This is a genomic window from Legionella sp. PATHC039 (assembly GCF_026191275.1).
Lineage (GTDB): Bacteria > Pseudomonadota > Gammaproteobacteria > Legionellales > Legionellaceae > Legionella > Legionella pneumophila.
The window spans coordinates 852,987-870,420 of record NZ_JAPHOP010000001.1 but is presented as its reverse complement, the minus strand read 5'-3'; the positions used below and the strand labels follow the sequence as shown (position 1 = coordinate 870,420).

The following is a 17,434-nucleotide window of genomic DNA, read 5'->3' as shown; positions in this document are numbered from 1 at the left end:
AAATTACTAGCGAAGGTTTCTGAAAAAAGCTGACAGCAATTGAGAACACTCAGCCTGCATAATGCCTTCGTCTATTAATACCGAATGGTTTAGAGCATGTAAAACATTAAAAATTGAGCCAGCTGCCCCTGCTTTAAAATCTCGGGTAGCAAATACCAGTCGTTTGATGCGTGCGTGAACCATAAGTCCCGCACACATCACACACGGTTCAAGAGTAACATAAAGCGTTGTATCCAATAATCTATGATTATTTAACTTTCTCGAGGCTTGTCGTATTGCCCTGATTTCAGCATGATCGGAAGGATCATGACTTTTTTCAATGACATTTCTGCCAACGCCTAATAATTGATTGTCTTTGCTAACCAACACAGCCCCAACAGGAACCTCTCCTTCATTACGAGCTATAACCGCTTGCTCATAAGCCAGTTGCATCCAAAATTTATCAATCATTCCCATTCAATGGTAGCAGGTGGCTTGCCAGAAATATCGTAAGTGACACGTGATACTCCCTCTACTTCATTAATAATTCGATTGGATACTTTTCCTAAAAAATCCCAGGGCAATTGGGACCAATGTGCTGTCATAAAATCAACTGTCTCGACAGCTCTTAAACAAATTACGTAATCATATCGGCGCCCATCCCCCATCACACCCACGCTCTTTACTGGTAAAAAAACAGCAAATGCCTGGCTGATTTTATGATAAAGCTGCGCGTTATGCAGTTCTTCAATAAAAATAGCATCGGCTTTACGTAATATGTCCGCATATTCTTTTTTTACTTCCGCTAAAATTCTTACACCCAATCCAGGTCCAGGAAAGGGATGCCGATAGACCATATCATGCGGGAGTCCCAATTCCAGACCTACTTGACGTACTTCATCTTTAAAGAGCTCACGAATAGGCTCCAGCAGTTTAAGATTTAATGTATCTGGTAAGCCACCGACATTATGATGAGACTTTATGACCACAGCCGCATCATTAGTACTTGTTGCTGCAGACTCGATGACATCGGGATAGATTGTGCCCTGAGCCAGCCACTTTATATCAGTCAGTTTCTGCGCTTCCTCATCAAAGACTTCGATAAATGTACGCCCAATAATTTTTCTCTTTTCCTCTGGGCAAGTTACGCCCTTCAAAGCAGTTAAAAATTTATCTTCGGCATTGACTGCAATAATGCGTATTCCCATATGCCGACCGAACATGCTCAGCACTTGCTCCGCCTCATTAAGTCTGAGTAAACCCGTATCAACGAAAACACAAACCAGTTGCTCTCCAATGGCTCTATGCAGCAAGGCCGCTACAACAGAAGAATCAACTCCTCCTGATAAGCCTAGCAAAACTTTTTCATTTCCTACCTGTTCCCTGATTTTATTAATGGCCTCATCAATAATATGTTCAGGAGTCCAGTCTGTTGATGCTTTACAAATATCTACGACAAAACGTTGTAAAATTCTTAAACCTTGCAAGGTATGAGTAACTTCTGGATGAAATTGCAAACCATACATTTGACGACTTTCATCAGCCATACCTGCAATTGGCGCATTGCGTGTTTCACATATCACTTTAAAACCTGGCGGTAACTCAGTGACTTTATCACCATGACTCATCCATACATCCAGTAGAGCACTGCCATCCACCGCAGTACGATCTTCGATATTACTTAATAATTGACTATGGCCATGCAAACGCAACTCAGCATATCCAAATTCTCTTAACGCCGATGAATGCACTTGGCCACCGAGTTGTACAGCCATGGTTTGCATACCATAGCATATACCCAGCAATGGCAAATCACTCTCAAACAGCCATTGAGGAGCTCTAGGATTAGCGTCATGCGTTACTGTGGAAGGACCTCCTGATAAAATCACACCACAAGGATTTAATTTTTTAAATTGTTCATGATTAATATGATAAGGATAAATTTCACAATAAACCCCTATTTCTCGAACGCGTCTTGCAATTAATTGGGTGTATTGAGAACCAAAATCTAATATTAATAATGGGCTTTTTTTCAAATCATTCATTATTAATTATCCACCTGATAATTGGGGGCTTGCTTAGTAATACTCACATCATGCACATGTGACTCACGCATACCAGCATTGGTCACTTGCACAAATTCAGTTTTAGAATGCAACTCCTCAATAGTAGCGCAACCGGTATAGCCCATACAGGAGCGTAAACCACCTAATAATTGATGAATAATTGTTTGAACCGGTCCTTTATAAGGTACTCTCCCCTCAATACCTTCAGGAACCAGCTTTTCTGTACCAAGAGAAGCATCCTGAAAATAGCGGTCACTTGACCCCTGAGCTAATGACATGGCTCCAATAGATCCCATACCTCTGTAATTTTTATAAGTACGCCCCTGATATAATTCAATTTCACCAGGAGATTCTTCCGTACCTGCAAACATACTACCAAGCATTACAGTATCAGCACCTGCGGCCAACGCTTTACAAACGTCACCTGAAAAACGTATCCCACCATCAGCTATCACAGGAATTATCCCTTTAAGTTCTTGTGCCACATTTGCTATAGCGCTAATTTGCGGGATACCAACACCGGTCACTATGCGAGTGGTACAAATTGATCCTGGCCCAATTCCAACTTTTACTGCATCAGCACCCGCCTCATATAAATCTCTTGCGGCGGCAGCGGTTGCAATATTACCACCTATGACTTGTACATCAGGATAATTCTTTTTAATCCATTTCACACGATTTAATACACCTTGAGAATGTCCGTGTGCTGTATCAACCACTATAACATCAACTCCAGCTTCAACCAGAGCTGCAACTCGCTCATCGGTGCCTTCACCAACACCAACAGCCGCTCCAACTCTTAGCTGTTCAAAACTGTCTTTACAAGCATAGGGATTGTCTTTTGCTTTTTGTATGTCTTTTACTGTAATGAGTCCACGTAACTCAAAACTCTCATTCACCACCAATAATTTTTCTATCCGGTGCTTATGGAGCAAGCTTCTGACTTCTTCCCTGCTTGCTCCTTCTCTCACAGTAACCAAACGCCCTTTGGGAGTCATTACTTGTGCCACAGTTAAATCCATATTTGTTTCAAAACGAATATCTCGACTGGTTACTATGCCTACCAAAAGCTTACCATCGACTACTGGCACCCCTGAAAAATTATATTTTGTCATGACCGCAAGCAATTCTTTAACCGTCAAGTCAGGAGTTACTGAAATAGGATCTTTCACCATACCGCTTTCAAATTTTTTTACTCTTCTGACTTCCTCTGCTTGATCAGCGATACTCATATTCTTATGAATAATCCCCAAACCACCTTCCTGTGCTAAAGCGATAGCTAACCTCGCTTCGGTTACTGTATCCATTGCCGCCGAAATTAAAGGCATATTAAGGTGGATTGCACGGGTTAATTTGGTTTTCAATGAAACGTCTTTGGGTAAAATAGTTGAGTGGGCAGGGACAAGCAAAACATCGTCAAAGGTTAATGATTGTTGCACAATGGATAGAGGCATTTTTATCTCACTCCAGTAATTAAATAACCAAATAGTTTACTACAAACTTTAAAAAATTTAAACATTTATTGTATAAATATATCACTACAACCTTTTAATTAGTTTTTATAACAATTAAGCTTTGGATAACTTGAATTAATGAATGAATAACGTGTAAACTGTTGGTTAAATATTGTGTTGAATCGAAAAAAATAGGAAGGGTTCAGCGTTGGCTAAAATAATAGTAATTACATCTGGGAAAGGCGGAGTAGGTAAAACTACTTCATCAGCAGCGATTTCTTCGGGACTTGCACTCTTAGGGCATAAAACTGTTGTTATTGATTTTGATATCGGTTTAAGAAACCTGGATATCATTATGGGCTGCGAAAGACGTGTAGTTTATGACTTCATCAACGTCATCAATGGTGAAGCCAACTTAAACCAAGCTCTCATCAAAGACAAACGGATCCCTAACCTTTGCATACTGCCCGCATCACAAACTCGTGATAAAGACGCACTAACTCTGGAAGGAGTAGAAAAAACTCTCAATGAGCTAGCAAAAGATTTTGATTTCATTATTTGTGACTCCCCTGCTGGAATTGAAACTGGAGCACTTATGGCAATGTATTTTGCTGATCATGCCATTGTTGTTACTAATCCTGAAGTCTCTTCTGTTAGAGATTCAGATAGAATTCTGGGAATACTGGCCAGCAAAACAAAAAGAGCTATAGAAAATAAAGCACCTGTTCAAGAACACTTGTTATTGACACGATATGATCCTGAGCGAGTAGAACGAGGTGAAATGTTGTCTGTAACTGATGTAAAGGAAATATTAGCTATTCCTCTAATTGGTGTTATACCTGAGTCCAAATCGGTTCTTAAAGCATCCAATACTGGTACGCCAGTTATTCTGGATGAATCAAGCGATGCGGGCATTGCTTATCAAGACGCCATAGCACGCTTTTTGGGCGAAGAAAGACCAATGCGATTTATAAGTATTGATAAAAAAGGACTATTTCGTCGCTTATTCAGTAAAAACAAGGAGGAAGTGACAATATGAGTATATTCAATTACTTACGCAGAAGAGCCTCTACCGCTTCTGTTGCTAAAGAGCGCTTACAAATCATCATTTCTCATGAGCGTTCTCAACGCAATACACCAGACTATTTGCCTAAACTGCAAGAAGAAATTCTTGCAGTTATAGCAAAATACGTAAATATAAGCCGAGATCAAGTGAGTGTTAATCTGGAGCGCATGGAAGATAGTGCTGTTCTTGAGCTTAACATTACAATGCCAGATAAAGCATTGGAAGACAGCAACTCATAATTCTATTAAGTTTTTTATACTTATAGGTATTATTACACTATCAAATAATGTAGTTTACCTGCCTGCTTAACATACGCATTAAAACATTCTCTCCTTCAAGTCTATTTCAAAAAACTTTAAATAAAATACCTAATAATGAGTTAAGCATTACACACATAGGAGTAAAACCCATTCTTAATGGCTCTGTCTGTAAAGATCAATTGATTAAAAACCAAAATTGATAAAAACATATAGGAATGATTAGCCTGACTCTAATTACTGAATAGGATTACATCATGTAACCCTATTCAGTATTATAGAAAAGAATCTAGTATAAAATTAAGCTGTTTCAGTTTCCATGTCATCCCTGGCCGTAATCTTTTTTTCTGACTTTACCTTCTCACCAAATGACGAGGGACGACGCAGTTCTTCATCAGAAAAATCGTCTACCCTTATAACATCTTGTCTGGCCTTCTCAGCCTCCTCTAGTTGTTTCGCTTCAACTGGAGTCAATATTTGATGCTCAAGCGCTTCCAATATTTGCTCCTGAAAAGTCAATGAATGAACGATATTGTCTTTAACAGCTTTCATCACTTTGCGCTCTAGCTCTTCAACTGCACAAATCTTATGAAATGCTTCCTCCATCCTTCCTAAAGGACAATTATCTCCTGGCTTCTTATAAACCAATCTCGTGATTCGATTTCTAGTTTCATTAGGCTCTATCAGTATTCTTGCTACCTTATGACCCAATTTATCATCCGGTTTATGCCTTCTGTTGCCAAGAGGTTTTAGAATTAACGATAAAACAATTCTTGCCCAGCGTGCTGGAAAATTAATGATTACCCCATGCATAGCTGTTTCACACTCATGCAATAACTGCTGACAACTCCAATGAACAACAGGTAAATCGGCACGAGGTTCCCCGTCTTCGTAAAATCGTTTTAAAACAGCGGATGCCATGTACAAACAACTCAGCATGTCACCTAAGCGTGCCGATAATTTTTCTTTTCGCTTTAACTCACCACCTAAGACAATCATTGAAAAATCTGCTAAAAAAGCCAGATTGGAACTGTACTTATGAATTAATTGATAATACCTTTTTACAGAACTGGCTGGAGACTTGCTAAAACGAGCATCGGTCCATCCAAAAATAAGTGACTTTGTAAAATTAGTAATAACAAAACCCACATGGGCAAAAAAGGAATCATCAAACGCAACTAAATCATTATTTCTAATACTTTCTAGCTCCTTGAAAACATAAGGATGACAACGTATCGCGCCTTGCCCGAATATAATTAAGCTTCTGGTTAAAATATTAGCCCCTTCCACCGTAATGCCAATAGGAGAACCTTGATATCCTCTTCCAATATAATTATTTGGGCCAAGGCATATCCCTTTACCACCATGTATATCCATTCCATCCAATGCCAGTTGTCTCGCTCTTTCAGTAGTATGATACTTTAAAATAGCCCCTGCAACAGAAGGTTTTGCCCCATGATCTATAGCCGCTGCTGCCATAGTTAAAGAAGAATCAATGATGTAAGCAGCTGAGGCTATTCTGGCAAGAGGTTCTTCTATCCCCTCGAACTTGCCGATTGGTTGATTGAATTGTTTACGGATTCTGGCATAGGCGCCAGATGCTAACGCAACGGCTTGTGCACCTCCACTGGCGCTTGATGGCAAAGAGATTGCACGACCCGCGCTTAAACACTCCATTAACATTCGCCACCCTTGACCAGCCATAGAAGCACCACCGATCAAATAATCAAGAGGAATAAAAACATCTTTGCCTTGAGTTGGACCATTCATAAACCCTGTATTTAAAGGGAAGTGTCTGCGCCCTTTTGTGATCCCCGGAATAGTTGCAGGAATAAGCGCACAAGTAATACCAATGTCTTCACCTTTGCCTAGCAAATTGTCCGGATCAAACATTCTAAATGCCAAACCAATAACTGTCGCCACCGGGCACAAGGTAATATATCGTTTGTCCCAATTCAGAAGAACTCCCAATATGAGCTCACCATTGAACTCCTGCCGACAAACAACACCTTTATCAGGTATAGAGGCCGCATCCGAACCAGCATTAGGTCCTGTCAAGGCAAAGCATGGGATCTCCCTCCCATCGGCCAATCTTGGCAAATAATAATTTTTTTGTTCTTCTGTCCCATACTTTAAAAGTAATTCACCAGGCCCCAGTGAATTAGGTACCGAAATAGTTGTAGCAGCAGTAATAGAACGACCGTAAATTTTTACCAAAATTGACATCTGGGCAGTAGCAGAAAATCCAAGTCCGCCATACTGCTTTGGAATTATCATTCCCAGAAAACGATTCTCTTTTATAAATTGCCAAACCTCAGGAGGAAGATCCGTTCTACTATGAGTAATATCCCAATCATCTAACATTTCACAGAGTGTATTCACAGGACCATCTATAAAAGCCTGTTCTTCTTCAGTTAATGCAACAGTTGGCGCATTCCTTAATAGAGAAAAATTAGGATTGCCACTAAATAAATCTCCTTCCCAACTCACTGTACCCGCTTCCAAGGCCTCTCGTTCCGTAGTAGACATAGAAGGCATGTTTTTTTTGATTATCTGAAATAAATGTTTTGATAATACTTCACTTCTTAAAGGCTTAATGGAGCCTAGAATTAATACCGCCTCAATTGCCCATAATACGATTTGCGACAATAGGCCAGGAGAGCCGAATTGCAAAACCAAGCCAAGAAAAATGGTATAACTAATAGCCCATACAGATATTGATGCCTGTCGGGTTAATAGAATTCCAGCCGCACCAATTGTTGCTAGTATTAATATGAGTTCTGACACAACATTCTCCTTATTATAGGCTAATCCAAACTAAAGAATTTAATAGACTTCTTGTTCGATAACAAAATCTGCAAACCTGTCAAGACGTCTAATCAAATTATAGCATCAACAACTTCTATAATTTGCTTACCTACAGCTTCAGGGTGCTCCATTGGAAATAAATGTGTACCCATAGTTTTAAAACATTTTACATTAAAATGATTTTTCATATACCGAATGTCCATTCTACCAACCACAGTACTCTTGTTGCCATAGATTAATGCGGCGGGAACTATAAGTTTACCTTTATAGCGAGGAATAACATGCGGAATTGTTCTATATATTTGATATTCAATATGCCTGTCAAAACGCAAATAGTATCCATCCTCTTTATATTCTAAACCATATTTAATATAGTCATTCAAACATTCTTCTGTAAATGTTTTAAATAAATCCCTGGTTTTTAAATAGGAAATTAATTGTTCATAGTTTTGCCAATGCTCACGCCTTTTCTTTGTTTTAAAAGCTGGAGTTACTCTGTCTATGATACCTAAAGCCTTAGCTAATCTCACCATGCTTGATTTAAAAGCACCAATGAGAGGCGAGTCTAGCATAATGACCGCTTTAAATAATTTCGGCTGCTCTATCGCAGCAAGCAAACTCAAAACACCTCCCAAAGAATGACCAACTGCAATCACTGGCTGCTCTGCTTGTCGTTTAATGCTTGCAATGATCTCAGTAATCAGGTTATGCCAGTTTTCTCCTACGGGATAATCAGGATCATGGCCAATTCTATCTATAAAACAACAGTCAAAACGAGTTTCCAGCTGCTCTAGTAACTGTTTGTAACATAGTGACGGGAATCCATTGCCATGAGCAAAATGGATTAAATCTCTCATTTGAGCACCATTTTCCTGCTTTCATCTCGGAGACCATAAACACCGTAACTGTAATAGGCTGCCATTAATATCAGCAAAATCACTCCAAATCCTGGAAAAATAAAATGAAGTGATAACATGATTACCAAAACTACTAACATTGGCGTTGATGCGACCATTAACAGCCGGCTGGATTTTTTAAAGGATATAGTGAACGAAAAAAAGATTTTGGAAAATACTTGTCCTAAAAACGCAATGACCAATAGAACAGTCACCATAATCGAATATAAGATAGCAACCACTATTGGATATATCATCAATTGAGAAGCATATTTCAAACCATTAATCGCATTATCCTGAATAATTTTTTTGCCATCAAATACCATATTCATGTCTTTATCTAATGGCTGAACAATAGGAACTCCTTTCTGTTCATTTACTGGGCTGCTACCCAATAATTCTGGTGTTGGCAATAAGAAATTAATACTATTTTTCTTAATCAGAATATTAAGGTAAGGATACTCCTCTGTGAAATCAGCCACTTTACCTGTTGTGTCTATAATTATTACCACTTGATTTTTATCATTTCTGATTAAATAGGGCATTGGTTTATCAAAAATAACATTACCATTTTGTACATAAACAGTTGGCAGTTGCAGCAAAGGTTCAATAATTTGCTGATTAAACGTTTTATTAAAATCAGAAGCAATTCGTATAGAAAACGGTATTGAACAAATAGCAATAACCAATAATAGATAAATCAAACCAATTCCACGCCAATGTTTTCCAACATCAACAAAAAGTCTCTTTGAATAAAAAGACATATACAGTGCTTGCCAATAACTAAAGATAGGAGCATCAATTGGTTTTAGTTTATTTTTTTCTTTAGCCACGCCACTCTCCCACACGTTTTCCTGTTCTCTGATCAAATACATGCAACTTCAATTTAGGTAGCTCTACATGTAATTGTCTGTTTGAAACCACCTGCTCCGCTGAAATCCTCAAGTTAATCTGTTCACTATTTTTTACACATTTTGCCTGAATCAATTTATCAGCACCCATATCATCAACAAATTCCACATGAAGTTCAACAGCCTCTTTACTCTGACTGGAACATAGTTGAATGTGTTCGGGACGAATTGCCAAATTAAGATCCGCATTATCTTCAATGGAATGAAGCCAATTGGGGGCTGAGTAAGCTATCCCTATGTTGGTTTGAATACAATCCGTTTTCTTATCGTATTTGCCAGAAATAAAATTAATAGGATAGTGCCCGGTAAAACCAGCTACAAACTGCGTAGCCGGACTTTGATACAGTTCTTGTGGCGTTCCAATTTGCTCAACTTCCCCCTGATTAAGCACCAGAATTCTATCAGCCATAGTCATCGCTTCGGTTTGATCATGAGTAACGTATAAACTGGTCGTATTAAATTGTTGATGCAATCGTTTAATTTCATGTCGCATTTCAGTTCTTAATTTTGCATCCAGATTTGATAATGGTTCATCAAATAAATATACTGCTGGAGACCGCACAATAGCCCTACCCATTGCCACTCTCTGCTTTTGTCCACCAGACAGTGCTTGCGGCTTTCTGTCCAGATAAGGAATCAAATGCAATAAATTAGCTACTTCAGCCACTCTTTGATTAATGTCTGCTTTACTGAAGCGCCTCAATTTTAAACCATAAGCCATATTATCAAAGACCGTCATATGAGGATAAAGGGCATAATTTTGAAACACCATCGCCATGTCCCTTTTTGCGGCTTCGGTATCATTAACGCATTGATTATTAATAAGTATTTTACCTGAGCTTAAAACATCAAGACCTGCTATCAATCGTAACAAAGTAGATTTGCCACAACCTGATGGGCCAACAACAACCATGAATTCGCCCTTCTTTATATCAACGTTAATTCGATTCAAAATGGTTGTTTCTCCAACCTGTTTTGACACCTCGATCAAATTCAGTGTTGCCATTATTTCAATCCCTTTTCGAACCAACGTTGCATCACCATAACCACCATACAAGGCGGCACAAGAGCTATCAATGCGACGGCCATAATATAGTGCCACTCAGGTACTTGATCCGCTACACCTGCCAAATACCGAATTCCCATCACAATAGTTGTCATTTTAGTTTCTGTCGTGATGACCAAAGGCCATAAGTATTGATTCCACCCATAGACAAACAAGATTACAAACAAGGCGGAAATTTGAATTCTTGACAAGGGTAACACGATATCAATAAAAAATCTTAATGGACCTGCGCCATCTAATTTAGCAGCATCAACCAGTTCTTTAGATATGGTTTTAAAAAACTGACGAAATAAAAATGTTCCAGTAGCTGATGCCAATAATGGCAGGGTTAGACCAGAAAATGAGTTCAATAGGCCAAATGAAGCAACCACTTGAAAAGTAGGGACTATTCTTACTTCCACTGGTAACATCATCGTTGCAAATATCAGGGCAAAACAAGACTTTTTAAAAGGAAAATCAAAATATACCAATGCAAAAGCAGATCCCAGAGCCAAAATGATCTTACCCACTGCAATGATAAATGCCATGAATAAACTATTTACAAGCATGGAAGTGATAGGCTCACCCCCAGTGACAGCTAAACCTTCAGTCAGTACACTTTTAATATTTTTGAAAAATGAGGTTCCTGGAATCAATGGCAACTGAGAATGCATCATGACCGTTCCTTCATGACTTGCAGCAACTACAGCCAAATACAAAGGAGCCATCATTAATCCTATAAATAACAGTATTAACCCATGCGACCCAAAACGTTTAAATTGTCTCATTCGTAATGAACCTTTTTCTCAAGGTATTTAAATTGTAACAAGGAAACTGCAATTACAATAAGCATCAATAATACAGATTGGGCTGATGAACTTCCCAAATCCATTCCCTCAAAACCGTCTTCATACACCTTATAGATTAAATTAGTTGTGCTATTACCAGGACCTCCGTGTGTCATGACTTGAATAATTCCAAATGTATCAAAAAAACCATAAATCAGGTTCATTATTAACAGAAAAAAGGTAGTGGGCGACAGGATTGGGAAAATTATTTGCCAGAATCGTTGCCATGCATTGGCCCCATCCATGATTGCTGCATCAATTAATGTCTGAGGAACTGCTTTAAGCGCAGCAAAATAAAATAAAAAATTGTAACTAAACTGCTGCCAACTGGCGGTTAAAATAACAACCAGCAAAGCCTGATTTGCATCGTTGACATAATTAAAATGAATTCCCAAAAACTCAAGTACCTGAGTCAACCATCCTAAAGTTGGATGACATAAAAATCGCCAAAGTATTGCAGCAACGGCAGGGGCTATTGCATAAGGCCATATCAATAAAGTCTTATAAACTCCTTGGCTTTTTCCTCTGTAATTTATTAAAGTGGCCATTAAAAGCCCTAAACTCATAGTAATAAGCGTCACACTAATCGCAATTACAAAAGTAACCCATATGGCTTTTGCATAGCCGGGATCAAGGAATAAGTCAAAAAAATTGGTCAATCCGGCAAAATTCTTATGCAAACCAAATGCATCAGTATAAAAAAAGGATTGCAATAATGCGCTGCAAGCAGGCCAAATAAAAAAAATAATAGTGACAATTAGCTGAGGGACTATAAATAGCCAGGCAAACAAACGCTGATGATTAAATTTAGGCATTAACTAACCATGTAGTTGTTAAAATGATAATTATCATCGCAATAGTTTAAAATAATATTATATCGATTTTAAATCATTATGCGAGTTGTAAAAGATATAATATAGTAAATTATCATACTATGCATTCTTACCTTAAAAAGGATCTTATCTTGCATTACATACAGATTAATAATCCAGGACCTAATAGTGAATTAACCCTTGTCGAAGGTCCAAATCCTGGTTTTAATGAATCTCAAATTCTTGTGCGTGTCAAAGCCACAGCCTTGAATAGAGCTGATTTGATGCAAAAATATGGTAAATACCCTCCTCCTCCAGGAGAATCCGACATACCCGGACTGGAAGTGGCAGGAGAAGTAATCGTAACTGGTTCCAAGGTAAAACAATTTAAACCGGGTGATAAAATTTACGGACTTGTCGGGAGTGGAGGTTATGCTGAAATCTGTCCAGTAGACGCTTCTTTAGCTCATCATATTCCTTCTCATTGGAATTATTCATTAGCCGCAGCACTCCCGGAAGCATTAACGACAGTCTATGCTACGTTGTACGATTTAGGTGCCTTAAGTGCTGGACAAACATTAGTGATCCATGGTGCTGGAAGCGGAATAGCTTCATTAGCCATACAAATGGCTAAATTAACAACTACTAAAGTGATAACGACAGTCGGTGATTCCAGTAAGATAGAAAAGGCTTTTGCCCTGGGCGCTGATCAAGTTATTCATTACAAAGAACAAGATTTTGAATTATTAATTGAGGACAATTCTGTTGATTTGATCGTCGATTTTGTCGGCGGTGATTATTTTAACAAACACTTACATTTGCTGAAGCCTAGGGGTAAATTAATCCAAATTGCTTGCCTCAAAGGAAGCAAAGTAGAATGCAGTCTGGCGTTGCTTATGCAAAAAAGGTTGCACATCATTGGATTTGTACTCAGATCGCAAAGCATCAAAGAAAAAGCAAGGCTTTGGAAATTGGCTCATGATCATTGGTTTAATGCATTTGAAAATGACAAGATAAAACCAGTAATTGACTCGGAATTTGATCTAAATCAAATAGAAACAGCTCTGCAACGCATGCAACAAGGTTCTCATTTCGGGAAAATAGTCATTCGCGTAGATAAGTAACTTTAATCACCATCAATCTCTGATGAGCTCAATATTACACACACTGACTCTTTCAAAACTGACTTGGCAATGTCGAATGAGTTCGTGCGTTTTGTAGATAAGACAAGAATCCTTCTTATTCTTTATTCTTATTACTCATAGCTAAACCATCAATACATCTTGAGATATTCAGACTCATTTTGCATTGAGCCTCATAGTTCGCTCTAATAATTGAGTATAAATTGGCTCATTACGCGCTAATTGCACCACAATCGTTGCAGTAATACAGGAGATCATAAGAGGAAGAATTAGAGAGTAATTTTTAGTCATTTCAACAACCAGTACTACAGCAGTAATTGGTGATCGTACTGCGGCTGCAAAAAGCGCCCCCATACCAGCAACGGCAAACATTCCAGGCTCAATTGAAAAATCCATACTCAACCATTGGAACAAATGGAAAAAACCTAATCCAAATAGTGTTCCCAAAGCCAGCATTGGGGCAAAAATCCCCCCAGGTACACCGCTTGAGTAGGATAACATCGTCATTATAAACCTGATTACAATAAGACTGCATAATACACTAAACGCAGGTGACATAGTCAGTGCTTCACTGATAATAACATAGCCACCTCCGACAGTATCTGGATAGGAATAAGCCAGATAACCAACTAACAATCCAACAGCTAAAATATAATATTTTTTGTGTTTGGTATTTTGTTTATCCAACCATCCAACAGTTCTCATAAGCGTGACATTGAATAATAAGCCAATTAACCCCATTAATATTCCAAAAACAAAGAATAGCCACAAAGAGCCCAGTGTAGGTAGTTCAAAAACTTCCATTTGAATAGCTGGTTGTGAGCCTATAATAAGATGCAAAACAATCGTTGCCATGACACAGCAAATAACCACCATTTTAAAATTGGTAAATGAATAATTAAACTGGTTACGCATTTCCTCCATGACAAACAGTACACCAGCCAGAGGCGCATTAAATGCTGCAGCTAAACCAGCTGCAGAACCAGCGGCTATTAAAGTATCTCGGCGACGGCGTGTAAGCCGAAACAACTCTCCAAGCATTTGTCCGAGATTACCACCCATCTGGATAGTAGGCCCTTCTCTTCCCATAACCATTTTTGCCGATATAGCTAACACACCCCCAAAAAATTTTACGGGTATCAAGCGCTTCCAAAATATTGGTCTCACATGAAGTAAAGTACCTTCAATTTCTTGCACACCACTTCCTGCCGCTTCTGGCGCGATGTATTTCACCATCATCCAGGCGATAAATAACATCATCATGGATACCAAGGCGGAAACGATGCCTACAGGCAGCCCATAACTTTCTGAGATATGAAATAATAGCTCCAACAGATGATCTACTTGTTGAATAGTCAGTTGGAATAAAGAGGCAATTGCACCTGTTAATATCCCTAATAAAACTGATACAAAATATAAAATCAGTATTTTTTTACCCATTGCCCTTCACCATGTTCATCAAATTGATGATTATTTTTAAGCCCACTTGATCCGATAAGGATAAAATTGTTTCTGGATGAAACTGAACCGCATGCACAGGTAAATACTCATGAGATACTGCCATAATGACATCATCTTCACTTACAGCTGTAACTAATAATTCATTGGGTAAAGCAGCTGATCTGGCATAGAGCGAATGGTATCTTCCGGCTTTAAAACAATCGCCTAAACCTGAGAACAAACCCTTGGTATTTAGTACCCTAATTAAAGAGGACTTTCCATGCATCGGATAATCAAGAACATCCAGAACCCCTCCAAAATACTCAACGATACCTTGTAGACCCAAACAAACACCAAATAATGGTATTTTCTTTGAGAGTATCACCTCGATTGTTTCTGAAAGCTTAAAATCAATTGGTTTGCCTGGGCCAGGCGATAATACGATCAAATCAAAATGATTATTTTGTAAATAGCCAATTGCCTTGTCATAACGAACCGTAGTAACTTCAGCTCCTGTTTGCCTTAAATAGTTTGCCAAAGTATGGACAAAGGAATCTTGATGATCGATAAGTAAAACTTTTTTATTTTTCCCTACCAGAGGGATATCCTCTGTTTTCTTTTTCGCCTTTTGCAATGGCTTTTGTAAAATGTCTAAAAATGCAGAAGCCTTTAATCTTGTCTCCTCTTCCTCTGCTTCAGGGATAGAGTCATACAGTAAAGTGGCGCCAACTCTAATTTCCGCAACGCCTTTTTCTATTCGCACAGTTCTTAAGACCAATCCCGTATTCAAGTTTCCATCAAAACCAAACCATCCTACAGCTCCTGCATACCATTTACGTGGAGATTTCTCATGTTGTTCAATAAAATTCATAGCCCAAATTTTAGGCGCTCCAGTTACAGTAACAACCCACATATGAGTTAAAAAAGCATCTACTGCATCAAATCCATCTCTTAAAATACCCTCCACATGATCCACTGTATGAATCAATCGGGAATACATTTCGATTTGGCGACGCCCAATGACTTTCACACTCCCTGCTTCACATATTCTTGACTTATCATTTCTATCCACATCGGTACACATGGTTAGTTCTGATTCTTCTTTCTCTGAATCTAGAAGTGTTTGAATATTGTGAGCATCCTCAATAGCATCTGCTCCCCGTTTGATAGTGCCTGAGATAGGGCAAGTTTCTACTCTTTTACCTTGGACACGAACATACATTTCAGGTGAGGCACCTACCAGATATTCTTCATCGCCCAAATTAATAAAAAAACCATATGGCGATGGATTTATTACTCGCATTTGGCGAAATAATATTGACGGCTTTTCAGCAAAGTGAGTATAGAAAGTTTGGCTGGGAACCACTTCAAATAAATCACCACAGGAAAATTTTTCTTTGGCTTTTTTGACCACTTCGGCATATTCACCTGGCTCGTGATCACAGTTTTTTTCCGGTTTATGGATAGGTTGATATGGTAAATACTTTCCTTCTCTGGATAAAGATTGAGTCGATCGCCCCTGATATTGAAAATCATAGCGTCTAACAAAGGCTTCTTCCTTACGATGATTTACTATATAAATTTCATCAGGTAGATAGAGGACCATATCTTTCTGTGTTTCATTTCTTGGTTTACCCCGCTCCAACTGTTCAAATTGATAAATCAGGTCAAACCCAAAAGCGCCATATAAACCCAAGTATGAATCTTCTTCTGTTTTAAAAAAATTCAATAAGAGGCGAATTGCACTGAATACTGACGGTTGATGGCTCCGCTCCTCCTCACTAAATACTTTGTCTGATGATTTAATTTTTAACTGACAAAATGAGGTCGTTTGGTTGATTACCTCCCAGAGATCTGTTGTATTTAATAACGGATAGAGAAAAGATAATAATATCTCGCCTCGTTGATTTAATGCCTCAAAACAGATGGTATTACTTTGGCAGATGATAACTAATGGGGGATTATAAAAACCCATGTCCCAACAAGTATAGCGTCCTGGATATTCAAAGCTCGAAGCAAATACTGCTCCACGTTGAGAATCAAGGCTCTCAAGCAAAAAATCTATGCCTTGTTGATAATTCAACTCTTGTTGAGAAAACTCAACATGAACACCACCGAGAGTTTTATATTGTTGTAACATGAATACCATTCTCTACCATTTGATTCGTACAAATATTCATTCTACTGTAAAACCACTGTTCTGCAAGAATCTTGTAACATTTCAATATCATTGCTTATTTATGTCTTCAGAAGTGATTACAAAACTTGCTTCAAGAAAGACATGATTGCAGTCATGATTAAACATGGCTCTAGGAAAGCAACTTGGCTCAACAGACTAAAAGATAATTAAACTAATACTTCATTTTTAGAACAATACCGCTATAATGTATAACCCTTATATTTGGATATGACCATGACTCTCTCTGCTAAGGATCTTGAAAATATTTCAAAATTGGCTTATTTAGATGAAGACTCTGAGCATTCTACAAAATTGACTCAAGAAGTAAGTGCGATCATGGATTTTGTTGACCAACTCAAAACAATAGATACAAGCCAAATAGCACCTCTTTTTCATCCCTTGGCACTAAATCAACGCTTAAGACCAGATGAAGTAACTGAAGCGGAATGTCTTGCTGAATTAGAAGCCATGGCGCCATTATTTGAGGATGGCTTATATTTGGTTCCCAAGGTGATATCATCGGATAAATAA

Annotated in this window: 15 protein-coding genes; 4 read left to right on the top strand and 11 right to left on the bottom strand. The window is 38.4% G+C overall.

What is annotated here, in order from left to right:
• Positions 1 to 6: 6 nt before the first annotated feature.
• Genes tadA through guaB form a run of 3 tightly spaced genes read right to left on the bottom strand, consistent with a single transcriptional unit; the run spans position 7 to position 3,499 of the window.
• Positions 7 to 450, bottom strand: a complete 444-nt coding sequence (gene tadA, locus OQI99_RS03980) for a tRNA adenosine(34) deaminase TadA (RefSeq protein ID WP_061512572.1) — start codon at positions 448 to 450, stop codon at positions 7 to 9.
• Positions 447 to 2,024, bottom strand: coding sequence for a glutamine-hydrolyzing GMP synthase (gene guaA, locus OQI99_RS03975; RefSeq protein WP_265731331.1), 1,578 nt, complete (start codon positions 2,022 to 2,024; stop codon positions 447 to 449). The genes tadA and guaA overlap by 4 nt, the downstream gene beginning before the upstream one ends.
• Before the next feature lie 2 nt (positions 2,025 to 2,026).
• The gene (guaB, locus tag OQI99_RS03970; RefSeq protein ID WP_265731330.1) at positions 2,027 to 3,499 is read right to left on the bottom strand and encodes an IMP dehydrogenase; all 1,473 of its coding nucleotides are present in this window, start codon (positions 3,497 to 3,499) and stop codon (positions 2,027 to 2,029) included.
• A gap of 208 nt (positions 3,500 to 3,707) precedes the next feature.
• Between guaB and minD the strand changes: the two genes are divergently transcribed.
• Complete coding sequence (gene minD / locus OQI99_RS03965; protein ID WP_010947451.1) at positions 3,708 to 4,538, top strand: septum site-determining protein MinD; 831 nt, start codon at positions 3,708 to 3,710, stop codon at positions 4,536 to 4,538.
• On the top strand, positions 4,535 to 4,804 hold the full coding sequence (gene minE, locus OQI99_RS03960; RefSeq protein WP_011213993.1) for a cell division topological specificity factor MinE: 270 nt from the start codon (positions 4,535 to 4,537) through the stop codon (positions 4,802 to 4,804). The genes minD and minE overlap by 4 nt, the downstream gene beginning before the upstream one ends.
• Before the next feature lie 318 nt (positions 4,805 to 5,122).
• Here minE and OQI99_RS03955 read toward each other — a convergent pair whose 3' ends face one another.
• The 6 genes from OQI99_RS03955 to OQI99_RS03930 form a co-directional block, all read right to left on the bottom strand.
• Positions 5,123 to 7,609, bottom strand: coding sequence for an acyl-CoA dehydrogenase (locus OQI99_RS03955; protein WP_265731329.1), 2,487 nt, complete (start codon positions 7,607 to 7,609; stop codon positions 5,123 to 5,125).
• A 92-nt stretch (positions 7,610 to 7,701) separates the two neighbouring features.
• Positions 7,702 to 8,487, bottom strand: coding sequence for an alpha/beta fold hydrolase (locus tag OQI99_RS03950; protein WP_265731328.1), 786 nt, complete (start codon positions 8,485 to 8,487; stop codon positions 7,702 to 7,704).
• The gene (locus OQI99_RS03945; RefSeq protein ID WP_265731327.1) at positions 8,484 to 9,401 is read right to left on the bottom strand and encodes a DUF1189 family protein; all 918 of its coding nucleotides are present in this window, start codon (positions 9,399 to 9,401) and stop codon (positions 8,484 to 8,486) included. The genes OQI99_RS03950 and OQI99_RS03945 overlap by 4 nt, the downstream gene beginning before the upstream one ends.
• Entirely contained in the window at positions 9,352 to 10,443 is a 1,092-nt protein-coding gene (locus OQI99_RS03940) for an ABC transporter ATP-binding protein (RefSeq protein ID WP_265732344.1), read from the bottom strand. The genes OQI99_RS03945 and OQI99_RS03940 overlap by 50 nt, the downstream gene beginning before the upstream one ends.
• Entirely contained in the window at positions 10,443 to 11,270 is an 828-nt protein-coding gene (ugpE, locus tag OQI99_RS03935) for a sn-glycerol-3-phosphate ABC transporter permease UgpE (protein WP_011215710.1), read from the bottom strand. Before ugpE ends, OQI99_RS03940 begins: the two co-directional genes overlap by 1 nt.
• Complete coding sequence (locus OQI99_RS03930; RefSeq protein ID WP_027219812.1) at positions 11,267 to 12,145, bottom strand: carbohydrate ABC transporter permease; 879 nt, start codon at positions 12,143 to 12,145, stop codon at positions 11,267 to 11,269. Before OQI99_RS03930 ends, ugpE begins: the two co-directional genes overlap by 4 nt.
• Positions 12,146 to 12,264: 119 nt before the next feature.
• On the opposite strand from OQI99_RS03930, the gene OQI99_RS03925 reads away from it, so the two are divergent.
• The gene (locus OQI99_RS03925; protein WP_416209978.1) at positions 12,265 to 13,266 is read left to right on the top strand and encodes an NAD(P)H-quinone oxidoreductase; all 1,002 of its coding nucleotides are present in this window, start codon (positions 12,265 to 12,267) and stop codon (positions 13,264 to 13,266) included.
• 174 nt (positions 13,267 to 13,440) lie between these two features.
• Here OQI99_RS03925 and clcA read toward each other — a convergent pair whose 3' ends face one another.
• On the bottom strand, positions 13,441 to 14,724 hold the full coding sequence (gene clcA / locus OQI99_RS03920) for a H(+)/Cl(-) exchange transporter ClcA (RefSeq protein WP_265731325.1): 1,284 nt from the start codon (positions 14,722 to 14,724) through the stop codon (positions 13,441 to 13,443).
• Entirely contained in the window at positions 14,717 to 16,864 is a 2,148-nt protein-coding gene (locus OQI99_RS03915; protein WP_265731324.1) for an anthranilate synthase component I, read from the bottom strand. Before OQI99_RS03915 ends, clcA begins: the two co-directional genes overlap by 8 nt.
• Positions 16,865 to 17,137: 273 nt before the next feature.
• On the opposite strand from OQI99_RS03915, the gene gatC reads away from it, so the two are divergent.
• Positions 17,138 to 17,434 carry an Asp-tRNA(Asn)/Glu-tRNA(Gln) amidotransferase subunit GatC gene (gatC, locus tag OQI99_RS03910; RefSeq protein WP_265731323.1) on the top strand — a complete coding sequence of 99 codons (297 nt, stop codon included), beginning with the start codon at positions 17,138 to 17,140 and terminating at the stop codon, positions 17,432 to 17,434.